The organism is Burkholderia sp. AU18528 (assembly GCF_002223215.2).
In the GTDB taxonomy this organism is placed as follows: Bacteria; Pseudomonadota; Gammaproteobacteria; order Burkholderiales; family Burkholderiaceae; genus Burkholderia; species Burkholderia semiarida.
Genome location: NZ_NKFC02000007.1, coordinates 125006 through 146794, shown reverse-complemented (window position 1 = coordinate 146794; position 21789 = coordinate 125006). Strand labels below are relative to the sequence as shown.

Below are 21789 nucleotides of genomic sequence, written 5' to 3'. Positions count from 1 at the left end.
GATCAAGGAGTGGAAAATGTCGAAAGTCTGGTTGGTAACGGGAGCCGCGCGCGGCCTCGGTCGCGCGATTTCGGAAGCGGTGCTGGCAGCGGGGGACCGGCTGGTGGCCGGCGCGCGCGATCCCGCGCGACTGGCCGATCTGGCCGAACGGTATGGCAACCGGCTGCTGCCGGTCGAGCTCGATGTCACCGACGAAGCGGCGGCCGCGCAAGCCGTCGCGGCGGCGCGCGCGGCGTTCGGCCGCATCGACGTGCTGGTGAACAACGCGGGCTACGGCCACACGGCGCCGTTCGAGCAGATGAGCGCCGAAGCCTTCCGCGACCAGATCGAAACGAACCTGTTCGGCGTGATCAACCTCACGCGCGCGGTGCTGCCGACGATGCGCGCGCAGCGCGCGGGGCACATCTTCCAGGTGTCGTCGGTCGGCGGGAGGACGGCGACGCCCGGATTGTCCGCGTATCAGGCCGCGAAGTGGGCAGTCGGCGGATTCAGCGACGTGCTCGCGAAGGAAGTCGCGCCGTTCGGCGTGCGCGTGTGCACGCTCGAACCGGGCGGCATGCGCACCGACTGGGCCGCGCAGGCGAAGCGCGACATCGACGATCTGCTGCCCGACTATCAACCGTCGGTCGGGAAGATCCTCGAGTTGCTCGGCGCGTATGGCGGTCACGAGATCGGCGATCCCGCACGGATCGCGGCGCTGATCGTCGACCTGTCGCGCCGCGACGACGTGCCGCTGCGCCTGCTGCTCGGCGGCGATGCGCTGTTCGTCTGCGAGCAGGCGGAACGGCAGCGCGCGGAAGAGGCCGCGCGGTGGCGGGATGCGACGCTGTCGACGCAGTTTCCGGATGCGGTGCTGCCGGACGGGCTGCGGGCGTTGAAGGAAATTGGCTGAGCCGGGCGGTTCGTTGCCGGCGGCATCGACATGGCGCCGGAGCGCGTGCTCTGGGGCACCGACTGGCCGCACCCCACGCAGAAGACGGACAAGCCCGACGATGCAAGCATGCTGGACGTGATCGCGGGCTGGATCGGGCGTGCGGACTGGCAGCAACGGATATTCGTCACCAATCCCGCGAAGTTGTACGGATTTGCATAGCGCGGGGAGGATGTCGCGAAACTTGAAGCCGCCAACAAAACGATGTCCCCCGCGATCGGGGGATACGTTTGAAGGCGGATGGCGCAAGCGCCCGCGCGGTCGTGCTCATAACGCAGGGCTCATTCGACCTGATACCCGCTTCGACGATCTGGTGTGGGTTGCGACGGCGACTTCGCTCGCCATCGAAAAAGACGGCAACCCAAAACCGCGTATCGCTTATCCGATCGGCCTGTTCTTCGATGGTATCGCCTGGCGTCGATGCACTTCGCGTGCCATCTCAGAGAATCGACCGGTAGGTGCCGCCCTCGACGCGCACCGCGGCGCCATTGGATGCCGCACCCAGAGGACTGGCGAGCAACGCCACCATCGCGGCAATCTCGTCGGCCTCGATCATGCGGGCAATCAGCGAGCTCGGACGATACGTGTCGAAGAAGTGCGATTCGATTTCCGCATCGGTCATATCGGGCCGCGGCGCGGTTTGGCGAAGATATGCGACGATGCCTTCGGATCGCGTGGCGGATGGCAGTACGCTGTTGACGGTCACGCCGGTTCCCTTCGTCAGTTCGGCCATTCCGCGCGAAACCGCGAGTTGAGCCGATTTGCTGACACCGTAGTGCACCATGTCCGGCGGCGTGAAGGCGCCGACTTCGCTGGACATGAAAATCACTCGCCCCCAGTTCTTCGCGAGCATGCGCGGAAAGTAATGACGCGACAGCCTGACACCCGACATCACGTTGACGTCGATCATTCGCAGCCAGTCGTCATCGGTGATCTCCGCGAACGGCTTGGCTTCGTAGTAGCCGAGATTGTTCACGAGAATGTCCGTGTCCGGTTGTGCATCGATCAGTTCCGCGACGCCTCGGTCGCCGCTCACGTCGGCGACGATGCCGCGTACGCTGCCGCGCGGCGCGGCAGCGGAGAGCTCCGCGACGGCTGCGTCGAGCTTGTCTCGTTGCCGCCCCGTGATCGTCACCGCGACACCTTCCGCGGCCAACGTTCGCGCGATGGCCATGCCGATGCCGGCAGTGGCACCGGTGACGATCGCAGTTTTTCCTTCAAGTTGCAGATCCACGGTTTGCTTCTCCTTTACTCATCGAGTAACCGGCATTGCCGGTCGATTGCACGGCATGACTACTTGAGCCGCTTCAGCATTTCGCCGGCGACGTCCAGCGCCGACGCCGGATTCTGTCCGGTGATCAATTCACGGTCGGTGACCATGTGCGCGGTAAACGGCACCGCGTTGCTGCTGTAGATTCCACCCGCGCGCTGCAATGCAGTCTGCGGATAGAACTTCATCGCGCCGCCGCCGAGCAGCCCTTTGGCTTGCTCTTCTTCCGCGTTGCTGATCACCGTCATCCGGTAGCCGGCGTAGATCCATTTCGTGTCGCCATCGCCCGCGTTTCCCGCCGCGAGCTTTCGTACAAAGCCCGGCGCATCGGGCAGCGTCGACAGCAGCGCAATCGGGCCGTGGCAAACGAGCGCCGTGGTCTTGCCGCGCGCGTGAAAGTCGGCCAGCAATCTGCCCACGGCGGCACTGGTCGACAGGTCCTGCATCGGCGCATGGCCGCCGGGAACATAGACGGCATCGAAGTGCGCGTAGCCGATCTGCTCCACCCGCGACAGGCTGATCACCGGGGAATGCGTGCGCGACGTGATTTGTAGCCGGTCGAGCAAGGCCCGATAGTCGCGCATCGCGTTGTCGTCGCCGTTGAAGTACATCTTGTCGGCCGACGTGACGTCCAGCGTCGGCGCCTTGCCCTCCGGCGTGGCGAAGGTCACCTGATGGCCGGCATCGAGCAGCGCCTTCACGGGCTGCATCAGCTCGTTCAGGTAGAAGCCCGTCGCGAAGACCTTGTCATCCTTCAGGTCGAGGTGATCGGAATCCGACAACACCACGAGCACGTTGGCCGCATGAGCGCCGTACGCGGCAATGCCGAGCATTGCCGCAACGGCGAGCTTGCGCATCGAATACATCGTTTTCTCCATCGGGAAGGTTCAAGCTTGTCGTGAACGGGCGAGCAACAGATGACGCATCGCGGCGCCCACGCCGGCGGCCGACTGCGGGTTCTGGCCCGTCACCAGCCGTCCGTCGACGACGACCTTGGCGGTCCAGTTCGGCACGGGATGGTGAAGTGCGCCGCGCTGCTTCAAGGTGCTCGCGAGCAGGAACGGCACGACGCGATCGAGCTGGACGGCCCGTTCTTCCTCGTCCGTGAAGGCACTCAGATTCTTGCCGGCGACGAAATATGTACCGTCGCCGAGCTTCACGTCGACCAGTGCGGCCGGCCCATGACACACCGCGCCGACCACGCCACCCGCGTCATGAATGTCGCGGGTCACTTTCTGCACGTCGGGATTGCCCGGAAAGTCCCACATCGCGCCGTGGCCGCCGGCAAAGAAGACAGCGGCATACTTCGACGCATCGACGTCGCCCAGCCGCTGCGTGTGGCGGAGCGCGTCGCGGAAATCACGGTCGTTCCAATAGCGCGCATTGATTTCATCGGTCAGGTCGAGCCCGTCGACCGGCGGTTCGCCGCCCTGAATCGATGCGAATTCGACGGGAATGCCGGCCGCGTCCAGTTCAGCCAGCGGATGCGTCACTTCGCCGAGATAGAAACCGGTCGGCTCGCCGGTTGAGCCTTTCCTCGCGTGGCTCGTGAGTACGAATAGAACCTGCAGATGCTGCCGGTCGCGATGTTCGCCATTCATGCTGTGCTCCTGGATTTCAACGGGTGACTCGACGATGCAGTCACGACGCACGCACTTTATTTGGCTCATCGATGAAGATAAACTGGCGCGAAAGTAAAGCTTTTGTTCTTTGGAGGACAAGATGGCGCGTAAATTCGACCATCTCGGTGATGTGGAAGCGTTCGTGACGGTGGTCGAAAAAGGCTCGATGACTGCCGGTGCGGTCGCATTGGGGAGCACGCCTTCCGTGTTGAGCCGGGCCATCACACGTCTGGAGGCCCGGCTGGGCACGCAGTTGCTGCGTCGTTCCACGCGGCGGTTGAGCCTGACGGAGCACGGCAGGCTCTATCTGGAGCAATCGCGCGCGGCGTTTTTGCTGATCGATGACGCCGAGCGGGCCATTCAGGGGCACGGCGGTACGTTGACCGGCCATGTCCGGCTGAGCGTACCGACGACGTACGGGCACTATCGTCTGCCGCCGCTGCTTCGACGGTTCACGCGGGAACACCCGCACGTTCGCGTGGAGTTGAACATCGCGAACCGGAACGTGGATCTCGTGGCCGAAGGTTTCGACCTGGCGATCCGTCTGGGCGAATTGCCGGACAGCGGTCTGGTCGCGCGCAAGCTCGAGGATGCGGCGCTGTGCCTTGTCGCGTCGCCCGAGTACGTCGCCCACGCCGGCACGCCCGGAAACGTGGCCGACCTGGAGCACCATCTTTGTTTGCCGTTCATGCTGCCCAGCAGCGGCCGTATCGCGCCCTGGGTATTCCGTGACGGCGATCGCGACATCGATTGGCTGCCGGCTTCGAACGTCGCGGTGTCCGACGACGTGCTCGGTGTCGTGTCGATGGCGCAGAGTGGCGCCGGTATCTGCCAGACCTATGACTTCATCGTCCAGGATCGGATCCGGGCCGGAAATCTCGTCGAGGTATTGCCCCATCTGCGCGGGCGCACACGGCCGTTTTCAGTCGTGTACGCACCGCATCGCCGCCTGTCGGCCGCGTCCCGCACCTTGATCGACATGTTGGTCGCGTCGACGGGCGAGGCTTGAAGCGATTGCGATACGTTCTGCGCTGTGGCACGCGGTGGAAGGGCCGGCGCCACGGTCGTCAAATGCCAGCGTCCCGTTCCGTCGGTAACTGGCCCATGTTGACGCAGTATGTTGACGTCAACGGAACGTGGGACGTCAACATGGCGACGGGACGACCGAAGGCGGAACTCGTGCTGAACGAAGACGAGCGTTGCGAGGTGACGCATTGGCGAGCTACAAAGATGGCTGCTTACCGCCGGCGCCGGGCCTCGAGGCGACATCTTTACCTCGCAAACGGTGACAGTTTCATTTTTGTTCTACGGCTCGCGGCCTCATGAATATCTGATGCGTAGGCGCATCGTGCGTGCACGGCTGCTGCTGCTCGAATCGCGCGCCTTGTGCGGCGCGCGCCGGGAGAAAAACAAGTCAACGTACCGACGCAACGAGGATAACGATGAATTCCGCGACTGACGTGATGGCGGTGGATCCATGAAAGCAGACGCTGGGTCTGCTTCTCCAATTGTGCCGAAGCGACGATGCGCGATCGTTCGCGTCTTCGAGCGAGTCGTTGTGTGCACACCGGACGGAACGTCGGTTGCGCCTGCGGACGACCGCCGCGGAGCGGCGGACCGTCTCGGTGAGGTTCGTCGACCGCGTGAGCGCGACAGCGGTAACGATGGCATGGCACGATTCGACGCATTGTTCGTATGGCGATCAGGCGTGGCATGCAACTCGCGCTCGCACCAGCGCGGTGTGTGCGATCAGCGGCCGGCCGGTCCTGCCCGGTGACGCCGTCTATCAGCCCCGTGGCCGCCCAAGGCCGCTCAATGCCGACGCGATGATCCTTGCGTCGGCGCTCCACGAAGCGGAAGAGAATCGTTGATGTCTACGAGACTTGGGCAAGCTTCGTTCGGACGGGATTTCGGTTACGGGCGTTTCAGCGATGCGTGAGGAAGCCATAGCCGGATCTAATCGAAAGCCGTACCCGTATCTGACCGAAAGCCACGGTTGTGTGATCTTCGATTAGATGCGGATACGGTTCTTCGATTAGATGTGGATACGGCGTTGAAACGCTCATGCAGCAAGGTTTCCCACGGGTCAATGATCGTAAAGGATCGAGCCATATTGGAGCTTGGTGAACGGCCGATGAAGTGAACATGGACTTTCTATTAGATGCGGATACGGCGCACAGAAGGCAGCCCAACGGGCGTGCATAGATGGACCGGAGTGCCCCGTTTCGACCGGACTCAAACATGAGCCCAGCCGCCGCGATACGGGGCCGGAGCTTACTTAGTGTTTAGGTAGGCTTCCTCCGCCTGCCGAGCGGCGGCTGCTAATGGATCGTCGTCCGCTTCGTTGGCGACAACACGCTCGATCTGCGACATCGACGCAGTTGTGGAAGTCGTCATTGGCACTCCGTATGCTGTCCGCTGAACATCATCCAATGCGCGATCGCGAACTGCGGCGCCACTTTTCCTAGCTTGCGTCTTGCTTACGCCTACGGCGCCGGCGAAACTGTTGCCGCGGCCGCGCTCGATTGCATCAAGTCGCTCCTGTTGCGTGGTTTTCAACCGACCGGAATGCTTGGCACGTGCCGTTTGAAGGTCATTTCTGAGGATATTTTCATCGCGAGTAGCTGCCTCAAGCTGTATCCAACTTCCTTCGCCGAAACGTCGCTTATCCTCGTCAATCATCTCGATTTCAAAGGCCCTTTTGTCCGGACCTCTACAAAGGAGTGTCCGAGAGAACTGAACGGTGCGCTTGATTTCGACCGTCAGGCGCCTCTTGATCGGATGCTTGGCGTGGGCGATCGCAATTTCGACAAGCTCGGGAGAGCTATACCGTGCATTCCTGTATCGAACGCGTCCTTGCGAGCAGGTCGTTTCATCCCACGGAAGAAACGCGTCGAAAACCTCGTCGGGCGTCCACACTCGCGCGGCCTGACCACGACGTAGTGATTGATAATGCTCGTGGAGCTTCGCCGGAGTTATGCCGATACCTTGTTTCGCCATCTCAATCGTGCGCAGGTGAGACCGATCGGACGTGAGGTTGATGGTGTCGATGGCTTTGAGCAGCGCTCTCTCGAAGTCATCTAAAGGCATGGGGGATTGACGGGATCGCTCACGGCGTTTTACACGTTCCAAAACGCTGTTTCTGCGGGTGTAGCCTTGGTCGGTCTCGTCTGCAAGCTGCTCGATGATTATTTCGTTCAAACGTTCACCGACACCTCGGTATTCTGGTTTGCCAGGTCCTGGATTGAACATGCTGGCATCAAGTGATTCGGTCACGGGTATTCGCACTTGCTTGCCTTTACCAGGGCCATTGTCAGCAAATAATCCATCAAAGTTGCCGTGCAAAAGGCCGGGCAATGGTTCCAGACCGAGTGCCGCGGCGCGGTCCGCCATAGAGAGCAGTGACCAGACGAGGCATTGGCGGTAACCTACGGCGCGCTCCCTCGAGAGCAAGATTTCGTAACCCCATACACCGCCTGAGAGGCGAGATACCGATAGGATGACGCAGATCTCCATTGGTTCGAGTCTACCTTTGACCACACCGCCAACGGGCATCTTCGGAACCATACCGTCGATGTCCAATATTTCGATGACCCCTTGTGTCATTTCGCTCGAGGTACCGGGCCTCGGGGCGATGTATTGTTCCGTTGCCCTTGGACCATAGCGCTTGGCAACGGAATGATTCGCCGGTGCAATCCATTTATCGCGATGGTAATAGAGCGTGCCGTAACTTGGTCTATCGTCGGCACGGCACTCCAGAAAATGACGCTTGACCATTCGACGGTGGGCAGATGCTAATCCGCGTTTTTTGCCAGCCCAGTCTATGTTCACCGCTTCGACCATCTTGGACTTGCGATTCTGATCGGTCCGCTTTGCTTTCCTGACGAAAGTCTTTCCTTGCGAAATTGCTCGTGCTCTAGCCAATTGCTCCAGTGCCGATAGCGGTCCAGGTTTGCGGGCCGGCTCCAGGCGTTCCTTGTCGGGACCACCGCGATCCGCCGTCCGAGCCAACATCGCGCGGGGGTCGCCGCCATACCAGATGAATTTGGTCAACAATTTGTCTAGGGTTGCCCTAAATCCCGGACCACCACCGACGGCTGCCTTGATTTGCAGGATGCGTTCGTTACGAAGTTGCGAGTCGAAGAACACGTAGTCGTTCACGATGTAGTCCGATTCCTTCCCCATGCCCGTCGTGTCGACCATGACGAGAGCATTGATGAGCATCATGCGCCTTGAGAACCCGTTAAGTGCGCTACTACGCACCTCGCTCCATGGCGCATCCATATGCGCGGGACGAAGACGATCGTTTATTCGGGTGACGCGAGAAAGCCACGCTTCCATATCGTCGATTGTCTCGAAGATGAAGGGACGTGGCAATCTGCAAGCGGGCGGAGATTGGTCGATTGCGATGGCCTGAGCGTAGAAGGCGAGAGTGGTGGGATCCCACGCGACTGCACGATAGACTGCTCCCGCGTCATCGCCGGCCAATTTGAAGGGGGCGAAGCGACGTAGCCCGGCGGGCCATTCCCGCTCATGCAATTCGTGCAAGCGAGCGATAAGGGAGTCGTCGCCGACGATCGGTCTTACATTTTCCGTACCACTAGCGCTAGTCATGACATGAAATTCTCGAGGTGCAAGGGCTTGTCCACGCGTAAATCCTGACTGTGATCGATGTAGATAAAACCAAATGACACCGCAACGGCAAAGAGCTCAAATGCATGGTTCGCACTGGTGCCCATGTGTCTGGCGTGCCGGTTCAAGATATCGTCGAGTGTTCCGCGAAGTGACCGGATGGCGAGGCGAGCCGCGAGGATCTTGGCCTCTTCGTACAAGTCCCAGATATTCTTATTGCCAATCCACGTTTTCAAGAGGGCGTGGTTACCGAATGCGCGCTTACTGAATTTGTCTCCTCGCAGCAGTTCCCACGTCCAGCCGCGACTACTGAAATTCATACGCTCTCGTTCTTGTCGATCCAGGTCCTGTTGACCAAGCTCGTCGCGAGCGTCCTTGATAGATATGCCGTGATAGTGCAATCGCTCATCAGGCGGGAGCACGAGGGTCAATACAATGTCATACGTCATGACCTGATTCAGGGGCATTCTGACTCCGTAGCGTTTCGAGCGGTTGTAGTCGTCCTGCTTGTATAGAGGATATTGTTCTCGAATATCGACCACATACGGATTGAAATTGAACGCTAGCAAGGCACGTGCTTCGTTGAGTGAAAGTGCCTCATGGACGCGTCGCTGTTTGATGCCGCTAAAAGACGAACGTGTCGCAAAACCGATGTTTGCCGCTTCGTGAAAAGGTTCGTAACGACTCCCGTGATAAACGCCAAATGCATCGCGAGCAGGCAACTTAACAAACCGGGGCGCGGAGAACGGATGAGGTAATTCCAAGATATTCATTTCTTTTTCCGCAGCCGTCGCCAAAGTAGACTGATTTCGCGATCCGTCATCTCGTCAAGCTTTCCAGCGTCTTCTACTGCCCAACCGGGGACCTTGCCGGCGAGTACGTCGATGTGGAGGGCTCTTCGCATACGAGTCATCATTGTGTCCACGTACTTGTTCAATGCGATCGCGGTCATAGGAGAGCGAGCACGTATTTCTGGCCGCCCCCAGTTACTCGCCATGGGGTGTCCGCGCAAAAGACGATATCCAGTGATGCGAAACCGTGCTCCCGCCTGAATCATCTCTCTCCAGCGGTTTTCGATATGGCTTGCTGCAGATGCGTCCATTTCGGCGGCAAATTCCGGCCTCTTTCTGGTCGGGATCTGCGTCACTCCGTGTGCACGAAGCCTGTCAATTGTTACCGCGCACTGATTCAGCCACGGCAAAAGCCGCATGATCGATGAATGAGGAAGATGCGGATTAGCGTCGCGAAGATTCTCGTAAAGCCGACATGTCTCTGGAAGCATCGCGATGGATTCGGCGAGCCGCCGAGCCCATTCGATTTGACCTTTGTTTGGTGATAGATGCTTTCGATTCACGCGCTTCTGGTTGTGTGGAAGCGGACGCGTTAGGGTTTCGGACTTGATAGCAGCTTCAACAGCGCTCCAGCTACCGTATAGTGCTATCAATAAAAATAGCGCCTGGACCGGATTTGCCATTGGTTTTTGTCCACGCAGTGCCTCTGCGACGGAATCATTTCGAAAAGGGAATCCGATGCTTGCCGCCATGGTTTTGAGCTCCGACTGTGCGAAGAACTCCTCGAATTTCCCCCAGCTAACACGCGCGTCGCGTACGAATCCGAGATGTTGAGCCCGTCTTTGTATCAGGGCCCACATTTCCGGGCCACGAATATTAGGTGCAAAATCCGAGTCAAGAAGCTTGGCCCAGCCGCGGGCTAAGTCGAACTCTAACTGAGCCGCGCGCTGTTCAGTCAAGTGTGGACGTGGGATTAATGGCTTTCCACACAAGCATCTATTGGTAGGTGCCGTTGCCAGCGTCGATCCACGAAAGCCATGAGCGCAGGTATCGCAAAATTCATGAATTCGTGCCCCGTGGCGCGCGCAATGGCGAATATGAACTAGTAAAAAATCGCGGCGCCAAAATGCTTCACCGTCGGGACTGATATCTTCGTTGAGGCATTCGAGACAAATCCCGGGGGCCCAATTGCGTTTCAATGCGTGCCCGTGATCCATTCCCGTCAACGACGGAGATATAAATCTCGTCTCGTTATCTCTCAATCGGGTAAGAATTAAATCCGCGCTTGTAATCGATAAGAAACGGTTGAAGCCTGGGAATAGCGTATTGTTTGCGATGACTTGATCCACAGACCCTATGTAATCGCCCAAGGCTTCAACATATTCGTCGAGTCGGGTGGGAAGAATCCATGAAGGCCGGAATGAACTGTATAGCTGTGCAGCACGGAGAGGCGTCGAGCGATAGCGATGCCTTGCGAGATAGGTGGCGAAAACTTCCCCCACGCAGATGGACGATTGAGAAAACAAGCGAGGCGTAAGTTGTTGCATGATTTGACGTGTCGAAAATTGAAATCGAAAAGGATCTCGCCGCGAGACGGGTTATATGTTTTTATGATCCTCGGTTTCGATACTGGCGAGCTTTCGTTTCTTTCTCTTCGGTGTGTTAGCCCGCGTGCGGATTTTTGAGCGGTTGCCATGATTTTTACTCGCTATCGGGCTGGTGTATTCGATATCCGTGAGCGCGATCTGCAATAAGGCGACTTCTACGGGGTGTGCCGCCACACGAGGGCTCGCCAAGCAATGAATGATGTGTGCAATCATACGACCATTGTTGGCCCACGCAGACAGCCTTATGTCCTCAAAGCCCTCGGAGTATCGGGCTGTAAAATCATGAGTTAAATTCGTTCGCTTTACTCGGCCGTTCTCGCACATATACTTACGTCGCCGAAGACATGTTTCAAGTTCGTCCATCTGGCTTCTGCTGGCGCGCGTATTTAGGAAGCTATAAAGTGTTTCGCTCAAACGCGCACTATTCCGTTTGCGGCCGGCATTATCCGGAGTGATCATGCGCATCTCTTCTGAACTGCAGGGATCGGCTAGTCGATACTGATGGCCGTGAATAGGGCAGCGAGTTTGAAGGGGGATGCAATGAAATGCCAGCGAACATCGCCTTCCGGACAGGAGCTTCGAGTGTTCGCTGCATTCCGGACAATCGAGTCCATAGCGATTAGCGGCGTGCAACGGCAATGGAAGAACTGGACCGCAAGAGCGACCCAAAATTCCGTCACATACTTGCGCCTCCATCTGATCAGCCATGGATTCTGACATGCACCCGAGATATAACGGGTAAAGCGTACGCTCTCGTAATACTTCCCGAGGATTACCATAAAAGTAATCGGTCAGGTCACAAAAGCGCGACAGTCGACACGGACAAGTCTGCAGTAGTTGAGGGCCGCCCTGAAGCGCTCGCGTAGCCGCTTTTCTGACCTTGCCATCTCTTGTCGTCATGGCGAGCGTAACGAGCAGACTGAATGGGGTTTCTAACGGTGTGGGCGCATATAGGGTTCTGAACATCGCGATATCTCCACTCAGTGAATTTCTGCTTTTAGGTGTGTAGAGGCGAGTTCTCCGAACGAGAGCCAGTCTCCGTGGCGAATAAGGGTGGATGGTCTATAAGAGCCGCCCTTTCGGATATCTTTAATCGAATCGATGTGGTGCTGGTCCAGGACGAGGATACGTTCGGCGTATTTTTTAAAGAGTCTCTCGTCGAAAGAGCGAACATTCGCCGAAATCAGATGTTGCGCGATACCGACGAGGACTTTGGACAGCAGGCCGGGATATCCTAATGTCAGTTCGTATGCCGCATCGGGGAACCAATCTGGCATCTCCTCGATGCCGGCGACACCGAGCGTTGCCGCGAACTGCGTGCGGCAGATAACGATCCAGCGATTATCGCTTGACTTGCCTGGTGGACTAAACTCGACGATGCCACCTGATGTAAGGTCGCCTACTGAGCCGGATAGATTCGAGAGCGATAAGACGGCCGCTCCAGGAGTGGGAAGGCATAAGACCGGAATGCCTGTCATCCTCGTAAATTGCGCGATAGCACCCCATGTTGAGTCTGCGGCGTCAGTACGAGTGTCCTCGACATTGATCCGTTCGACGATGAGCAGCCCAAGGTGCGATACGACAGCAAGTGCGCATATTGCTGGAAGTGAGTCCCGCTCTCGAAATAATGGGCTGCGCGTAGTTTTTGCGTATTCGGTTTGAAATGCACAGTCGAATGCACCAATGAAATTCTGTGTCCACCCGGTAGTCTTGCCGCCAATTGGCCAATTCATTCGAAGGGTGCGAAGCTGGAGATATTCGGTGAAACCATTTGCTGTTTCAACTCGCGTCACAACGGGGCCGCGCCCGATAACGGATTCAATTGCACTTGCAAACGACCTTCTCCCCATGCGTACAGGCATGGCGACAATATTTCCACGCGACCTTGCTCTGGGCGCTATGCCGTAGAGAGATGGAAATTCGTGTCCCTGGGTGTTTCGCCTTCTATGCAAAAAGGTATTGGTTTCGTGTACATAGTTCCGATAATCGCTCATCCGAAGATCTCTGTCTCGATAGGAGCTTCGGACTTGCCCTATAAGGTTGATCAGAATACGTGCACGGTCAGCATCCGTGATAATGGCGCCGGCTGACTGTCGCGCAACAATTTCCGTATTGGAAAGGCCGGTCAGATCCACATCGAGGTATTGCTCTTCCGTCATCGCCATCGCTTCTTGCAGAGATGGGACCGGTGGAATGCTCGCCAAAAGCGGATTCGAATCTTCGGGGGGAATGGCTTCGCGAACGGCTGGCGCCGTCATGCGGGAGGTGAGATTGCCGGCCATGTCAAGCTCCTCGCACACACTGAGCGAGGGTTGGATCGACGGAGCAACCAACGATGTCCCGAGGATGCCGAGGAAGTGCTCGCGGCGCTGAGGCGTATTGGCGGAGAGCTGCGACAACTACCCCAGGGAGGTGGCTGTGCACCGCGGCGCTCGACTTCGACGTGACTTCATCCGAAGAGGGGCGCTTGTATGCTCTCGCCCAAGGAGGCATGGGTAAATCGCGCGGATTTTGTCGCGCGTGGGGGCAGGTGTCGCAAGTCAGATCGGAGTTCTTTGCCATAAATCTGTTTCGTACAGGCGTGAGTTGACAACGCCCCCCGGTCTATGGCATCCTGCGCACGCGTAGTAGCACAGGTGAGCCTTTTCGGGGGCGCACCGAATGAACGCCCAAGGACCCGCATCCTTGGGCGTTTTTTCTGTGACTTCGTTTAGGTAATCGTAAGGCTGTCGTCCTCTTTCGATTGATTGGCGGAACGAGTGCATCCCGCCAGTTGACGAGCACGTATAACTTAAAATAGAATAATGTCTACCTGACCCCAATGGGGTGGGTCCGATACTGCCATGTCGTTGCTGCGGCCGTCAAGCACTTGCTCGCTTGTCGGCCTGTTGGTGCTTCGCCGGCGGCGTATGCCGCGTTTCTGCGCCGATGCTGTGTTTTGTCCGCAACTGCCCGTTGAAGTAGCGCGGCTGGCCATCGATACACTTGTAGTTTTTGTTCGTTGCGGGTCTCGACGGCGGCAGGGCCGTATGCGGTTACGGAGATGTTTTCTGTTTCCCGCGTTTCGCGAGGTGATCGAAAGTGAGGCTTCCGTCACAGTTTAATTTAGCCGGAAACGTTCAAATTTCAAGGTTCCTGTGAGCGAGGCGGACATGTCCTGGGCAGGTCTGGCTTCCCGTGTAATCCGGGTCGCGTTGGCTCGAGAGGATTGCAGCTACGGAGAACTAATCGAAGCGCTTGCTGAGATTGGCGTCTACGAAGACGAGCGCCCGCTTATCTCTCGGGTCGCACGTGGCTCTGTCAAGTTCACTCTTCTACTTCAGATCATTCGCGTGACAGGGGCACATCCGCCGGCCCTGTGGGCTGAGGCGCTTGCGTCGCAAGGTACCTGGGAAGCCCGTGCACAGGCCGTTCTAGCGGCTGAGCTTGCAAAGCAACCGTGGATTACGCCAGACGAATTGCTACACCGTCTCGCGGTTGTAGGGGCGAGCACCACGGCCAAGACGATGCTCTCGCATCTGTCGGCTGGCGACTTCTCGCTGACGTTCTTTCTTCAATGTATGGCCGTGCTCAGAAGCCAAAGCATGGACGCATATGTTGATTCTCATGCGCTCATTTCGGCTGCGATGCAGGGGGTCCCCCCTACAACGGAATAGCTGTTCCGCGCCGAAGTTGCCTTGCCAATCACGGGTCTGTGGCTAGAATGAAACCGTATATTGGTAACGGTTTTAGATCGCCCGTCATTTGATTCCTGCGATCCGGCAAAGCCAAGGGGCAGAGCAATGACGACGCCGAGCGAGCGCACGGCTGCGGTGCTTAGGACGCGCGCGTTTCTCGTGGAGCTATCGAGGTTGCCGCCCGACACCATACCTCGGGACGTAGCATCGGCCGCCAAGAGGTTGCTGCGCCACTATCCGGGGCCGGCCGACATCGAGTTGACGTGCGCCATGTATCCGGCGTGCTGGGAAATGCCGGTGATGCGCGCGAGGCCCGGCCGATGAAGTGGCAGGTGCGGCGCCGGGCCCTTCGGCTCATGGATTGACCGGCTTGACTTATGCGAGCTGCAAGCTCACTCAGCACGGGAGACTGCGGTGCCAATCTGGAGACTGCCGTCGTCTGACGAAGCGCCTAACGTCACGCTATCGAGCTGGCGTATCTTCGAGATAGATGCTGGAACCCGGCATTTCGTCGGTGCCGATACGCTCGATTTCACTGGGCGCGTTAGTTCCGCGATCACGACTTTCGACCTTGCAACATTGCGTGGCCAGACTCGGTCGGGCCGCGTGTATCAACTGGTCGGCCGAGAGGGCTGGTCACTCGATGCGGAATACGTGTGGAAACGGTGGTGCGCGGTGAACGACGTGAAGTCGTACTCTGACGTCACCTTGCAGCTGCTCGCTGGAGCTGGCAAAGATCAACCCGCGTCGTAGCCTGCAAGCCGCTCTGACGGAGCCGCCCTTCGGGGGCTCCGGAGCGTGCAAACGAAGTAACCGGGTGGAAAAGCATCGGTGCTCCTTGGTGGTGCGAGGTTGGGGATAGGCAGTGTGCATAGGGCGGCTGCGTTGGTGATTCTGCGCCGACTGCTGCCAAGACAGGGAAGTGGTGTCACGGCCACCGCCTCCGCCAATTTTGTCGGCCGTTGATGGCATAGGACAATGGATACGACAACGCTCGCTTCTATCCCTGAGCAATTCGCGGACACCCGTCTGCATTTGAAACGGATGGTATTCGCGGGAGAATTGCTGATTGCGCCGTTCTTTGCAGAACGTCTGGGCATCAGCATGGAGCAACTTGCGCGACTGGAAGACAGCGGCAACGTGTTTTCGGTCCATGTGGATGGGACGCCGTACTATCCGGCATTCTTCGCCGCTCCTGACTATAACCATCGCCGGCTGCGAAAAATCTGTCGCCTGATTCGTCCGGCCCAGGCGGTTGTCCGATTGAAGTATCTCACTACACGGTGGGGCGCACTCAACGATCGGACGCCGCTCGAGGCGATGCAGACAGATGACGGATTTTTAAGATTGCTTGCCATCGCGAAATACTGGGCCGCTCAATGGTCTCTTACGACAGTCGAAATCCGTGCTGATGCGAGCCCGGAGAGCAGCGATTTCGCAACGGCGGCGGCCTGCATTGCTACTGTAGAAGTCAGTTCGGAGGAAAGTGTCTGGCATCGGGCTGCAGAGGCGCTGAAATACCGCGGCAACATACAAACTGAGGGGCCTTTTCCATGGCTCGGTTCTGTGACCGTCACTGTCATGAAGCGTGCGGGTGGCAATTCAGAGCCCTTGCGCGAAGTCGAGCTAAAGGTAAGGGTTGTGAACGGCATGGCATACGCGCGCGTGGTGAGTTCCAGTGTGGAACTGTCACGATTGAGGCCAGTGCCAGTCGATGCAGCGGATGACATTGTGCAGATAGTACGGAAGGTCCTGGGCGCGGTAGAGTCGATGACGTGATCCGGACGATGAGAGGCGACTTCGATGGTCTTTCTCGACATCCCGCTCGCACGGGGACTCGATCGCAATGACGCTAGTCATCGACAACGCTGCTAACAGCGACCGTGGAGCGCCTGCCTGGCAGCCTGAGGATGTCGCAGTTGGTGGAAAGGGCAGGCCGAACTCACAAATACCGCGGCCCAGTTAGCGAGGGAAGTGTGACACGGCGTCTGCAAGACATCGTTGGTAGGCTCTACCGGCCGCCGGGCGGCGCTCGCCAAGTGATCGCGCTATCGAGGGCCGACGCCGAAAGGTTGTCGCGTCTTTCGTCGATTGCGATTGTCTCCATCACATAACGGGACCGGTCGCCGGCGAACCTCGACGGTTTTGATCATTTACTGCGCGTGAGCTTCGCGGATGTCGATTTTCGGAGTCCACGATGCGTTTGCCGCGGAGCAAGCGCAGGCGACTCGCACGTTCGTTGAGGCCCTGCCAGACGAAATCGCGTCGATCGTCGTCCATTGTGAAGGCGGGTATTCGCGGTCTTGTGCAATTGCCCTGGCGCTTCACTTACTGTATGACGCGGACCTCGAACATCTTGTGCAGGCGAATCCATCCGTCGTTCGTGCAATGGTGGGCGAGAATCACGACCTGCGCGTCATGTTGCGTGACCTTGAGAGGGGGATAGGAGATGCGCTCGCAGGCTGAATCCAGACCGAAGGCGGATTCCGCAAGTCTCCACGGCGCTACGGCGACTACGTCTTCGGAAGCGCTAGGGAGCGCTCGGATTGGCAGGTTCCCCTCTACCATGCTATTGGTTCGGTAGACGCAAAATGAGGAGCGTTCGCGTCTACCGGGATTTACGCGCCTGCCAGGCAAGGATGTGGGAAACGCTTGGTCCAGCACGCCGCGAGTTAGTTGTACACTTTGACGAGCTGCACGAACCCGTTTGGGAGTCGGCGAACGCTGAAATCATGACCAACGGCTTGGCCGAAAGCAAAGCCGCCAAACTGGACGCCGCCACCAAACGTCACGCCTGGCGTCATTTGGGTGCCGTTGACCTCAATGGGAACCTTCGGAGTAAGGCCCCCATTTGAATCGACGTTGAAAAGTTCGTCGAAGTGCACCCGTACTAACCCGTCTGCTTCCGGTGTCGACGGCGACGGTGGCGCTGATTGCTGCGCAGTGGCCTGCGATTGGGCGGTGGAGCCGTTTGTCGAAGGTGCCTCGGATGATTGCTGGGTCGGAGCCGACTGGGGCGACGATGCCGCCGCAGAAGCTTGTTCGTGACTTTCCTGCTTCTCACCACAGCCCGCCATCATCGCGACTGCGATCAAGGCTGGCACCAGCATCATTTCTTTCAATTTCATTTGTTCATGTCCTTGGGAATGTCGGGGATCCGACATGCGGACATAACGGCACGCGACGAAGATTCTTTATGCCTAGCCAAGTTGCCAGTACAACGACCAACGCGGTTGTGCTTCCAAAAATTGAACAAATCGTAGAGGCGCAAGCCTCGTTGACGCGAGCTTAAGCGATTTTTCTGTACGAAACTTCGTCGGGGTGCAACGTGAAAGCGTTGCGGTGGCCGTTCGATCTGCTCTCTCTGCACAGCGGGAAGATGTTCGGCGAGCCGCGAAGCATGAGAGTTCTCGGCCTGCCGTGCTTCACGAAGATTTCATTCCTCAATCAAAAAGCGGTCTCTGTTCTTCGCATCTTTGATCCAAGCCGGTGCGCGGCCGCGGCCCGACCAGGTCGCGCCGGTCTTCGGATCGCGATACTTCGCTTTTACCGGCGCGGTTTCTTTCTTCGCCGCGCGATTGTGCTGCCGACCGAAGATGTCTTTCTCGGTGATACCGTATTCCGCGACCTTGACGCGGATATCATCAACAATGGCTTGGAATTCTGCTAAGCGAGCTGCTTCGGTCTTCTGGGTCAGAGCTTCAAGCTGATTGCGAAGTTCCTTGTAGGTCGCCATATGGATGCTCCTCTGGTATATGTCGAGCACATGATAACCTTTTCAGCACCAGGATTGGCTAGGTAGCTTCGTCACGCTTAACAAACCATGCGTCGCTGCTACGAGAAAATGCCTACAGGCATTCAGTCCAGAAAATTGAGAATGTGCTTGGCTATCCTTTACAGTTGAGGAACTCCATGGCTGCGGACATCAAGCTTCTTCGTATTGAACGATTTCGCGGGATTCGAGAACTGGTTTGGCGGCCTGCGCTGGGGCTCAATCTACTATTGGGTGGCGGCAACGTCGGAAAGACAACGCTTCTGGAAGCCATTGGGCTATTGCTCAGCCCGACTACGAGCTACACCTTGGTGGACTCGGACTACTTTGGCCGCCAAGTAGAAGACGAATTCGTAATTGAGGCGACGATGTCGATGCCAGGGGAAGTGAATCGTCAGCTTGGCATGGCGTGGCCTTGGGAATGGGATGGCCAGAACGCGGTGCTCGCCGATGCGGCAGCCCAAGAAAACGCGGGCAGTATCCGACCTGCAGTCTATAAGGCGCGAGTCCGTGGTACAGCCGACCTCGAGTTGGTCTACGAAATCGTTCAACCAGACGAGACTGTTACAACCTTTTCGGTTGGCTTGCGCCGTGAGATTGGATTGGTGCGATTGCTTGGCGACGATCGCAACGACCGGGACCTGCGACTGGTGCAAGGCTCCAACCTCGATCGGCTGCTTAATGATCGTGGCCTCCGCGCTCGGCTCGGACGCGAATTTGCGGCCGATTCCGTGGATCAGCACCTGGAGGATGGGCCACGCAATCGTCTGGAGGTGCTTGGCCGGGAGTTCCAGGCGCGTCGGCTGCCAAGCCAACTGGGTCTCGCATTTACTGGCAGCGCGGGATTGTCGATTAACTCGCTCATCGGTCTTACGGCAGATAAGGATGGCGTTGTGCTACCGCTGGCAACATGGGGTTCCGGCACACGTCGGCTCGGAGCCTTGGCTATAGCCGACACGCTGCAGGACGGTCATCCAATTACGCTGGTCGACGAACTGGAACGCGGCCTTGAACCTTACCGTCAACGCCAACTCGTTAAGCATATTATCGATCGCCCTGGACAGGCTTTCGTAACAACACATAGCGCATCGGTACTGAGTGGCGCGGCTCCTGCATCCGTCTGGTACGTTGATACGGGCGGCCAAGTTGGTGCTCTTCCAAAGGAGAAGATCGCGCGTCATCTTGCTAGGGATCCGGAGGCATTCCTGGCTCGGTTGACGATTGTCGCAGAGGGCGCGACCGAGGTCGGCTTCCTGGAAGCGCTGCTCGATCGAGAGCTCTCGGGTTGGCGCGATCGGGGTGTGTATGTCGCCGACGGGGGCGGCAACGACGACGCGTTGATGTTGCTGGAAGCACTGTCGACTGGTGGGGTGAAGTTCGCGGGCTTTGTCGACAACGAGAACCGCAACCAGGGACGTTGGGGCGCGGTAAAGCAGCGAGTCGGGGCGCGCCTGTTTCAATGGAGGACCGGGTGTTTGGAGGAAAACGTAATTCCGATGTTTGCACCTGACCAAGTGCAAGCGTTGATTACCGACCCGACCGACAGTAAAACGGGGCTGCGCTTGCGAACGCTCGCCGACCGACTAGAGACTACCTCGACCTCCTTCGAGTCATTGACAGAGCGCGCACTCGAACAAGCCGGTGCCCCTGATGAACTGCCGCGGAAAGCGCACCCGCTGACGCCTTGGATCATCCAGGCCGCGACCGGCTCCGTGCCCGAAGCGCTGCGGGACGAACCGGCAGCCCAGCGCAATCCTTTCAAAGCGCACGCATCAGCGTGGTTCAAGAGTATCGAGGGCGGCCGGGAACTCGCAGCGAAAGTGAGGGAGATGGATGTCTGGGAGAATCATCTAGACGAACTGTTGCGACCGTTCCTAGACGCTGTTGTCCAAGCACAGGGCGAGCCGGCGCCCGTTGAAAAAGAGCCGAGGAACAAATGAGCGATGCGTCGGTGGTCGAAGCACTACGCTCGAGTGTGCATCGCGTCGTTGTCGAGGCGCCAGCCGGCACTGGCAAGACGCATCAGGCTGTCAGCTACGCGCGCCATGCCGCAAGCGAGCTCCGCAAGGGTCAGCGGGTGCTGATACTGGCCCATACCCATGCTGCATGTGACGTTTTCTCGTCACGCACGGCCGACCTCGGAGCCAAACTGCAGATAGGCACCATCGATTCCTTGGTAGCTATGGTCGCGAAGGTCTACCACCGCGCCCTAGATCTGCCGCCTGATATTCCTGCGTGGTCGATTGACCGTGGGCCAGACTGCTATACCGACTTGGCAAGGCGCGTACGTCTCCTGCTCGATCGGTCCGCTGCACTGACCGGGGCATTGGCTGAGCGCTATCCGGTAATTGTGTGCGACGAACACCAAGATGCCAGCAACGACCAGCAGGGTATCGTTGACGCGTTATCCCGAGCTGGTGCCCGGCTCCGATTTTTCGGTGACCCGATGCAAGCGATTTTCGCGGCCGGTGTTGAGCGTGAAGCGCTGCAGCTCCAGTGGCGACGACTCGTTGATGAGGCGGATTCATTCGAGCGATTGGATACGGCGCATAGGTGGAATAACGGTTCGCCAGGGCTGGGGACATGGGTGCTGGAACAACGGGAGTGTCTGAGCGCTGGGGGGCTCGTCGATCTCCGGGGCCGCTTACCGCAGGGCCTGCATGTGTTGCGGGGAGATAATCAGGCGCAGCGCTACGGCGCGTTTCAGTTGGACTCAGCTTCACGGAAGCCGATCGACTCGCTGGTTCGGAGCAGTCCGAACCTACTCATCCTTACTCCCCACACGGCCACTGTGTTGGGGCTCAATGCGTTTTTTGGCTGGAGAATCCGCATTTGGGAAGGTTACACCCGAGATGCCCTCAACGACCTCCTCGCAAGCTGCCGGCGTGCTACTGGCGACCCTGTGTCACTTGGTAAGGCGACGTGCACCTTTCTTGAGGCCGTGGGGAAGGGTTTCTCAGCAACCGCATATGGCAACCGGCTGATCGAGGAGCTGAAAACGAAATGTGCGAAGCCCAGCCGCGGCAAGCCAGCAGAGATCCAGTCCATTGCGCGGCTCATCTTAGAGAACCCGAATCATGTCGGCGTCGGCGCCGGACTCGAGCTGATTCATCAGTTGATGCAGAGGAGCACAAATTTTCGCGACGTCCGGATCGATCTTGGGCGGGAATTCGCTGAGGCACGCCAGATGCGTACGGAACCGAACATCAATACCGTTCTCACGAAATTGACGCATCAACGTGGCGTACGAAAAGGCCAGTTGCCGCATCAAGCGATTAGCACTATCCACAAGTCGAAGGGGCTGGAAACCCGAAGAGCGCTCTTGGTCCCGTGTGACGCCAACAACCTCGTTGCCAACGAGAAGAATCGGTGCCTGCTCTACGTTGCGCTGAGCCGGGCGTGCGAGCATCTGACACTCGTCGTTCCACGGTCCAATCCGTCACCTCTCTTGAAGCTATAAGTCGTCACGTCAACAGATCGACCAAAC

At 58.3% G+C, this 21789-nt stretch carries 19 protein-coding genes and 1 pseudogene; 10 read left to right on the top strand and 10 right to left on the bottom strand.

All coding sequences use genetic code 11. From position 1 onward, the window contains the following. The first annotated feature begins 16 nt into the window (after positions 1–16). Positions 17–892, top strand: coding sequence for an SDR family NAD(P)-dependent oxidoreductase (locus tag CFB52_RS27370; protein ID WP_099318015.1), 876 nt, complete (start codon positions 17–19; stop codon positions 890–892). A gap of 24 nt (positions 893–916) precedes the next feature. Further along, positions 917–1093, top strand: a pseudogene (locus CFB52_RS27365) (amidohydrolase family protein); the annotation flags it as partial. Between the two features lie 277 nt (positions 1094–1370). Here CFB52_RS27365 and CFB52_RS27360 read toward each other — a convergent pair. From CFB52_RS27360 to CFB52_RS27350, 3 genes are read right to left on the bottom strand one after another with little or no spacing between them, the layout of a single operon-like run. Beyond that, on the bottom strand, positions 1371–2165 hold the full coding sequence (locus CFB52_RS27360; protein ID WP_099318014.1) for an SDR family NAD(P)-dependent oxidoreductase: 795 nt from the start codon (positions 2163–2165) through the stop codon (positions 1371–1373). A gap of 59 nt (positions 2166–2224) precedes the next feature. Then, positions 2225–3067, bottom strand: a complete 843-nt coding sequence (locus tag CFB52_RS27355; RefSeq protein WP_099318213.1) for a type 1 glutamine amidotransferase domain-containing protein — start codon at positions 3065–3067, stop codon at positions 2225–2227. A 21-nt stretch (positions 3068–3088) separates the two neighbouring features. Continuing rightward, complete coding sequence (locus CFB52_RS27350) at positions 3089–3802, bottom strand: type 1 glutamine amidotransferase domain-containing protein (protein ID WP_099318013.1); 714 nt, start codon at positions 3800–3802, stop codon at positions 3089–3091. A gap of 121 nt (positions 3803–3923) precedes the next feature. Between CFB52_RS27350 and CFB52_RS27345 the strand changes: the two genes are divergently transcribed. After that, on the top strand, positions 3924–4832 hold the full coding sequence (locus CFB52_RS27345; protein WP_059582208.1) for a LysR family transcriptional regulator: 909 nt from the start codon (positions 3924–3926) through the stop codon (positions 4830–4832). Between the two features lie 499 nt (positions 4833–5331). Continuing rightward, a complete protein-coding gene (locus CFB52_RS27340) occupies positions 5332–5694 on the top strand; it encodes a DUF3331 domain-containing protein (protein WP_306427107.1) in 363 nt (120 codons plus the stop codon). A 403-nt stretch (positions 5695–6097) separates the two neighbouring features. Here the strand turns inward: CFB52_RS27340 and CFB52_RS27335 are convergent, their stop codons facing one another. The 5 genes from CFB52_RS27335 to CFB52_RS35235 all read right to left on the bottom strand — a co-directional run bounded on the left by CFB52_RS27335 (position 6098) and on the right by CFB52_RS35235 (position 13135). After that, complete coding sequence (locus CFB52_RS27335) at positions 6098–8050, bottom strand: hypothetical protein (RefSeq protein WP_257220671.1); 1953 nt, start codon at positions 8048–8050, stop codon at positions 6098–6100. 383 nt (positions 8051–8433) lie between these two features. Beyond that, positions 8434–9228: a TnsA endonuclease N-terminal domain-containing protein gene (locus CFB52_RS27330; RefSeq protein ID WP_144029771.1), complete on the bottom strand. Its 795-nt coding sequence runs from the start codon at positions 9226–9228 to the stop codon at positions 8434–8436. After that, entirely contained in the window at positions 9225–10793 is a 1569-nt protein-coding gene (locus CFB52_RS34425) for a hypothetical protein (RefSeq protein WP_144029770.1), read from the bottom strand. The genes CFB52_RS27330 and CFB52_RS34425 overlap by 4 nt, the downstream gene beginning before the upstream one ends. Before the next feature lie 51 nt (positions 10794–10844). Further along, positions 10845–11312, bottom strand: a complete 468-nt coding sequence (locus CFB52_RS34420; protein WP_144029769.1) for a hypothetical protein — start codon at positions 11310–11312, stop codon at positions 10845–10847. Between the two features lie 521 nt (positions 11313–11833). Beyond that, positions 11834–13135: a hypothetical protein gene (locus CFB52_RS35235; protein ID WP_257220669.1), complete on the bottom strand. Its 1302-nt coding sequence runs from the start codon at positions 13133–13135 to the stop codon at positions 11834–11836. A gap of 870 nt (positions 13136–14005) precedes the next feature. Between CFB52_RS35235 and CFB52_RS35455 the strand changes: the two genes are divergently transcribed. The 4 genes from CFB52_RS35455 to CFB52_RS35335 all read left to right on the top strand — a co-directional run bounded on the left by CFB52_RS35455 (position 14006) and on the right by CFB52_RS35335 (position 16996). Beyond that, positions 14006–14509, top strand: coding sequence for a DUF6471 domain-containing protein (locus CFB52_RS35455; protein WP_373680980.1), 504 nt, complete (start codon positions 14006–14008; stop codon positions 14507–14509). A 126-nt stretch (positions 14510–14635) separates the two neighbouring features. Next, positions 14636–14854 (top strand): BPSL0761 family protein, encoded by a 219-nt coding sequence (locus CFB52_RS35450; RefSeq protein WP_099318007.1) that lies wholly within the window; start codon positions 14636–14638, stop codon positions 14852–14854. 654 nt (positions 14855–15508) lie between these two features. Then, entirely contained in the window at positions 15509–16309 is an 801-nt protein-coding gene (locus tag CFB52_RS27300; RefSeq protein ID WP_099318006.1) for a hypothetical protein, read from the top strand. Positions 16310–16705: 396 nt separating this feature from the next. Then, on the top strand, positions 16706–16996 hold the full coding sequence (locus CFB52_RS35335; protein WP_306532431.1) for a hypothetical protein: 291 nt from the start codon (positions 16706–16708) through the stop codon (positions 16994–16996). A 206-nt stretch (positions 16997–17202) separates the two neighbouring features. Here CFB52_RS35335 and CFB52_RS34815 read toward each other — a convergent pair whose 3' ends face one another. Both CFB52_RS34815 and CFB52_RS27285 read right to left on the bottom strand, forming a co-directional pair. Continuing rightward, complete coding sequence (locus tag CFB52_RS34815) at positions 17203–17658, bottom strand: hypothetical protein (RefSeq protein ID WP_180278273.1); 456 nt, start codon at positions 17656–17658, stop codon at positions 17203–17205. Positions 17659–17966: 308 nt separating this feature from the next. Beyond that, positions 17967–18266: an H-NS family nucleoid-associated regulatory protein gene (locus tag CFB52_RS27285; protein WP_099318212.1), complete on the bottom strand. Its 300-nt coding sequence runs from the start codon at positions 18264–18266 to the stop codon at positions 17967–17969. Between the two features lie 176 nt (positions 18267–18442). On the opposite strand from CFB52_RS27285, the gene CFB52_RS27280 reads away from it, so the two are divergent. Together CFB52_RS27280 and CFB52_RS27275 are read left to right on the top strand one after the other, a co-directional pair. Continuing rightward, positions 18443–20242, top strand: a complete 1800-nt coding sequence (locus tag CFB52_RS27280; protein WP_099318005.1) for an ATP-dependent endonuclease — start codon at positions 18443–18445, stop codon at positions 20240–20242. Then, the gene (locus tag CFB52_RS27275) at positions 20239–21762 is read left to right on the top strand and encodes a UvrD-helicase domain-containing protein (RefSeq protein ID WP_099318004.1); all 1524 of its coding nucleotides are present in this window, start codon (positions 20239–20241) and stop codon (positions 21760–21762) included. Before CFB52_RS27280 ends, CFB52_RS27275 begins: the two co-directional genes overlap by 4 nt. Positions 21763–21789 lie beyond the last annotated feature (27 nt).

Bases quoted from the DNA above. Each gene is read 5' to 3' on its own strand.
- CFB52_RS27345 (WP_059582208.1), top strand. From the start codon at position 3,924: ATGGCGCGTAAATTCGACCATCTCGGTGATGTGGAAGCGTTCGTGACG.
- CFB52_RS27335 (WP_257220671.1), bottom strand. From the start codon at position 8,050: ATGATGCTCATCAATGCTCTCGTCATGGTCGACACGACGGGCATGGGG.
- CFB52_RS34815 (WP_180278273.1), bottom strand. From the start codon at position 17,658: ATGAAATTGAAAGAAATGATGCTGGTGCCAGCCTTGATCGCAGTCGCG.
- CFB52_RS35450 (WP_099318007.1), top strand. From the start codon at position 14,636: ATGACGACGCCGAGCGAGCGCACGGCTGCGGTGCTTAGGACGCGCGCG.
- CFB52_RS35235 (WP_257220669.1), bottom strand. From the start codon at position 13,135: ATGGCCGGCAATCTCACCTCCCGCATGACGGCGCCAGCCGTTCGCGAA.
- CFB52_RS27330 (WP_144029771.1), bottom strand. From the start codon at position 9,228: ATGAATATCTTGGAATTACCTCATCCGTTCTCCGCGCCCCGGTTTGTT.
- CFB52_RS34425 (WP_144029770.1), bottom strand. From the start codon at position 10,793: ATGCAACAACTTACGCCTCGCTTGTTTTCTCAATCGTCCATCTGCGTG.
- CFB52_RS27300 (WP_099318006.1), top strand. From the start codon at position 15,509: ATGGATACGACAACGCTCGCTTCTATCCCTGAGCAATTCGCGGACACC.
- CFB52_RS35335 (WP_306532431.1), top strand. From the start codon at position 16,706: ATGTCGATTTTCGGAGTCCACGATGCGTTTGCCGCGGAGCAAGCGCAG.
- CFB52_RS27275 (WP_099318004.1), top strand. From the start codon at position 20,239: ATGAGCGATGCGTCGGTGGTCGAAGCACTACGCTCGAGTGTGCATCGC.
- CFB52_RS27370 (WP_099318015.1), top strand. From the start codon at position 17: ATGTCGAAAGTCTGGTTGGTAACGGGAGCCGCGCGCGGCCTCGGTCGC.
- CFB52_RS34420 (WP_144029769.1), bottom strand. From the start codon at position 11,312: ATGATCACTCCGGATAATGCCGGCCGCAAACGGAATAGTGCGCGTTTG.
- CFB52_RS27285 (WP_099318212.1), bottom strand. From the start codon at position 18,266: ATGGCGACCTACAAGGAACTTCGCAATCAGCTTGAAGCTCTGACCCAG.
- CFB52_RS35455 (WP_373680980.1), top strand. From the start codon at position 14,006: ATGTCCTGGGCAGGTCTGGCTTCCCGTGTAATCCGGGTCGCGTTGGCT.
- CFB52_RS27350 (WP_099318013.1), bottom strand. From the start codon at position 3,802: ATGAATGGCGAACATCGCGACCGGCAGCATCTGCAGGTTCTATTCGTA.
- CFB52_RS27355 (WP_099318213.1), bottom strand. From the start codon at position 3,067: ATGTATTCGATGCGCAAGCTCGCCGTTGCGGCAATGCTCGGCATTGCC.
- CFB52_RS27280 (WP_099318005.1), top strand. From the start codon at position 18,443: ATGGCTGCGGACATCAAGCTTCTTCGTATTGAACGATTTCGCGGGATT.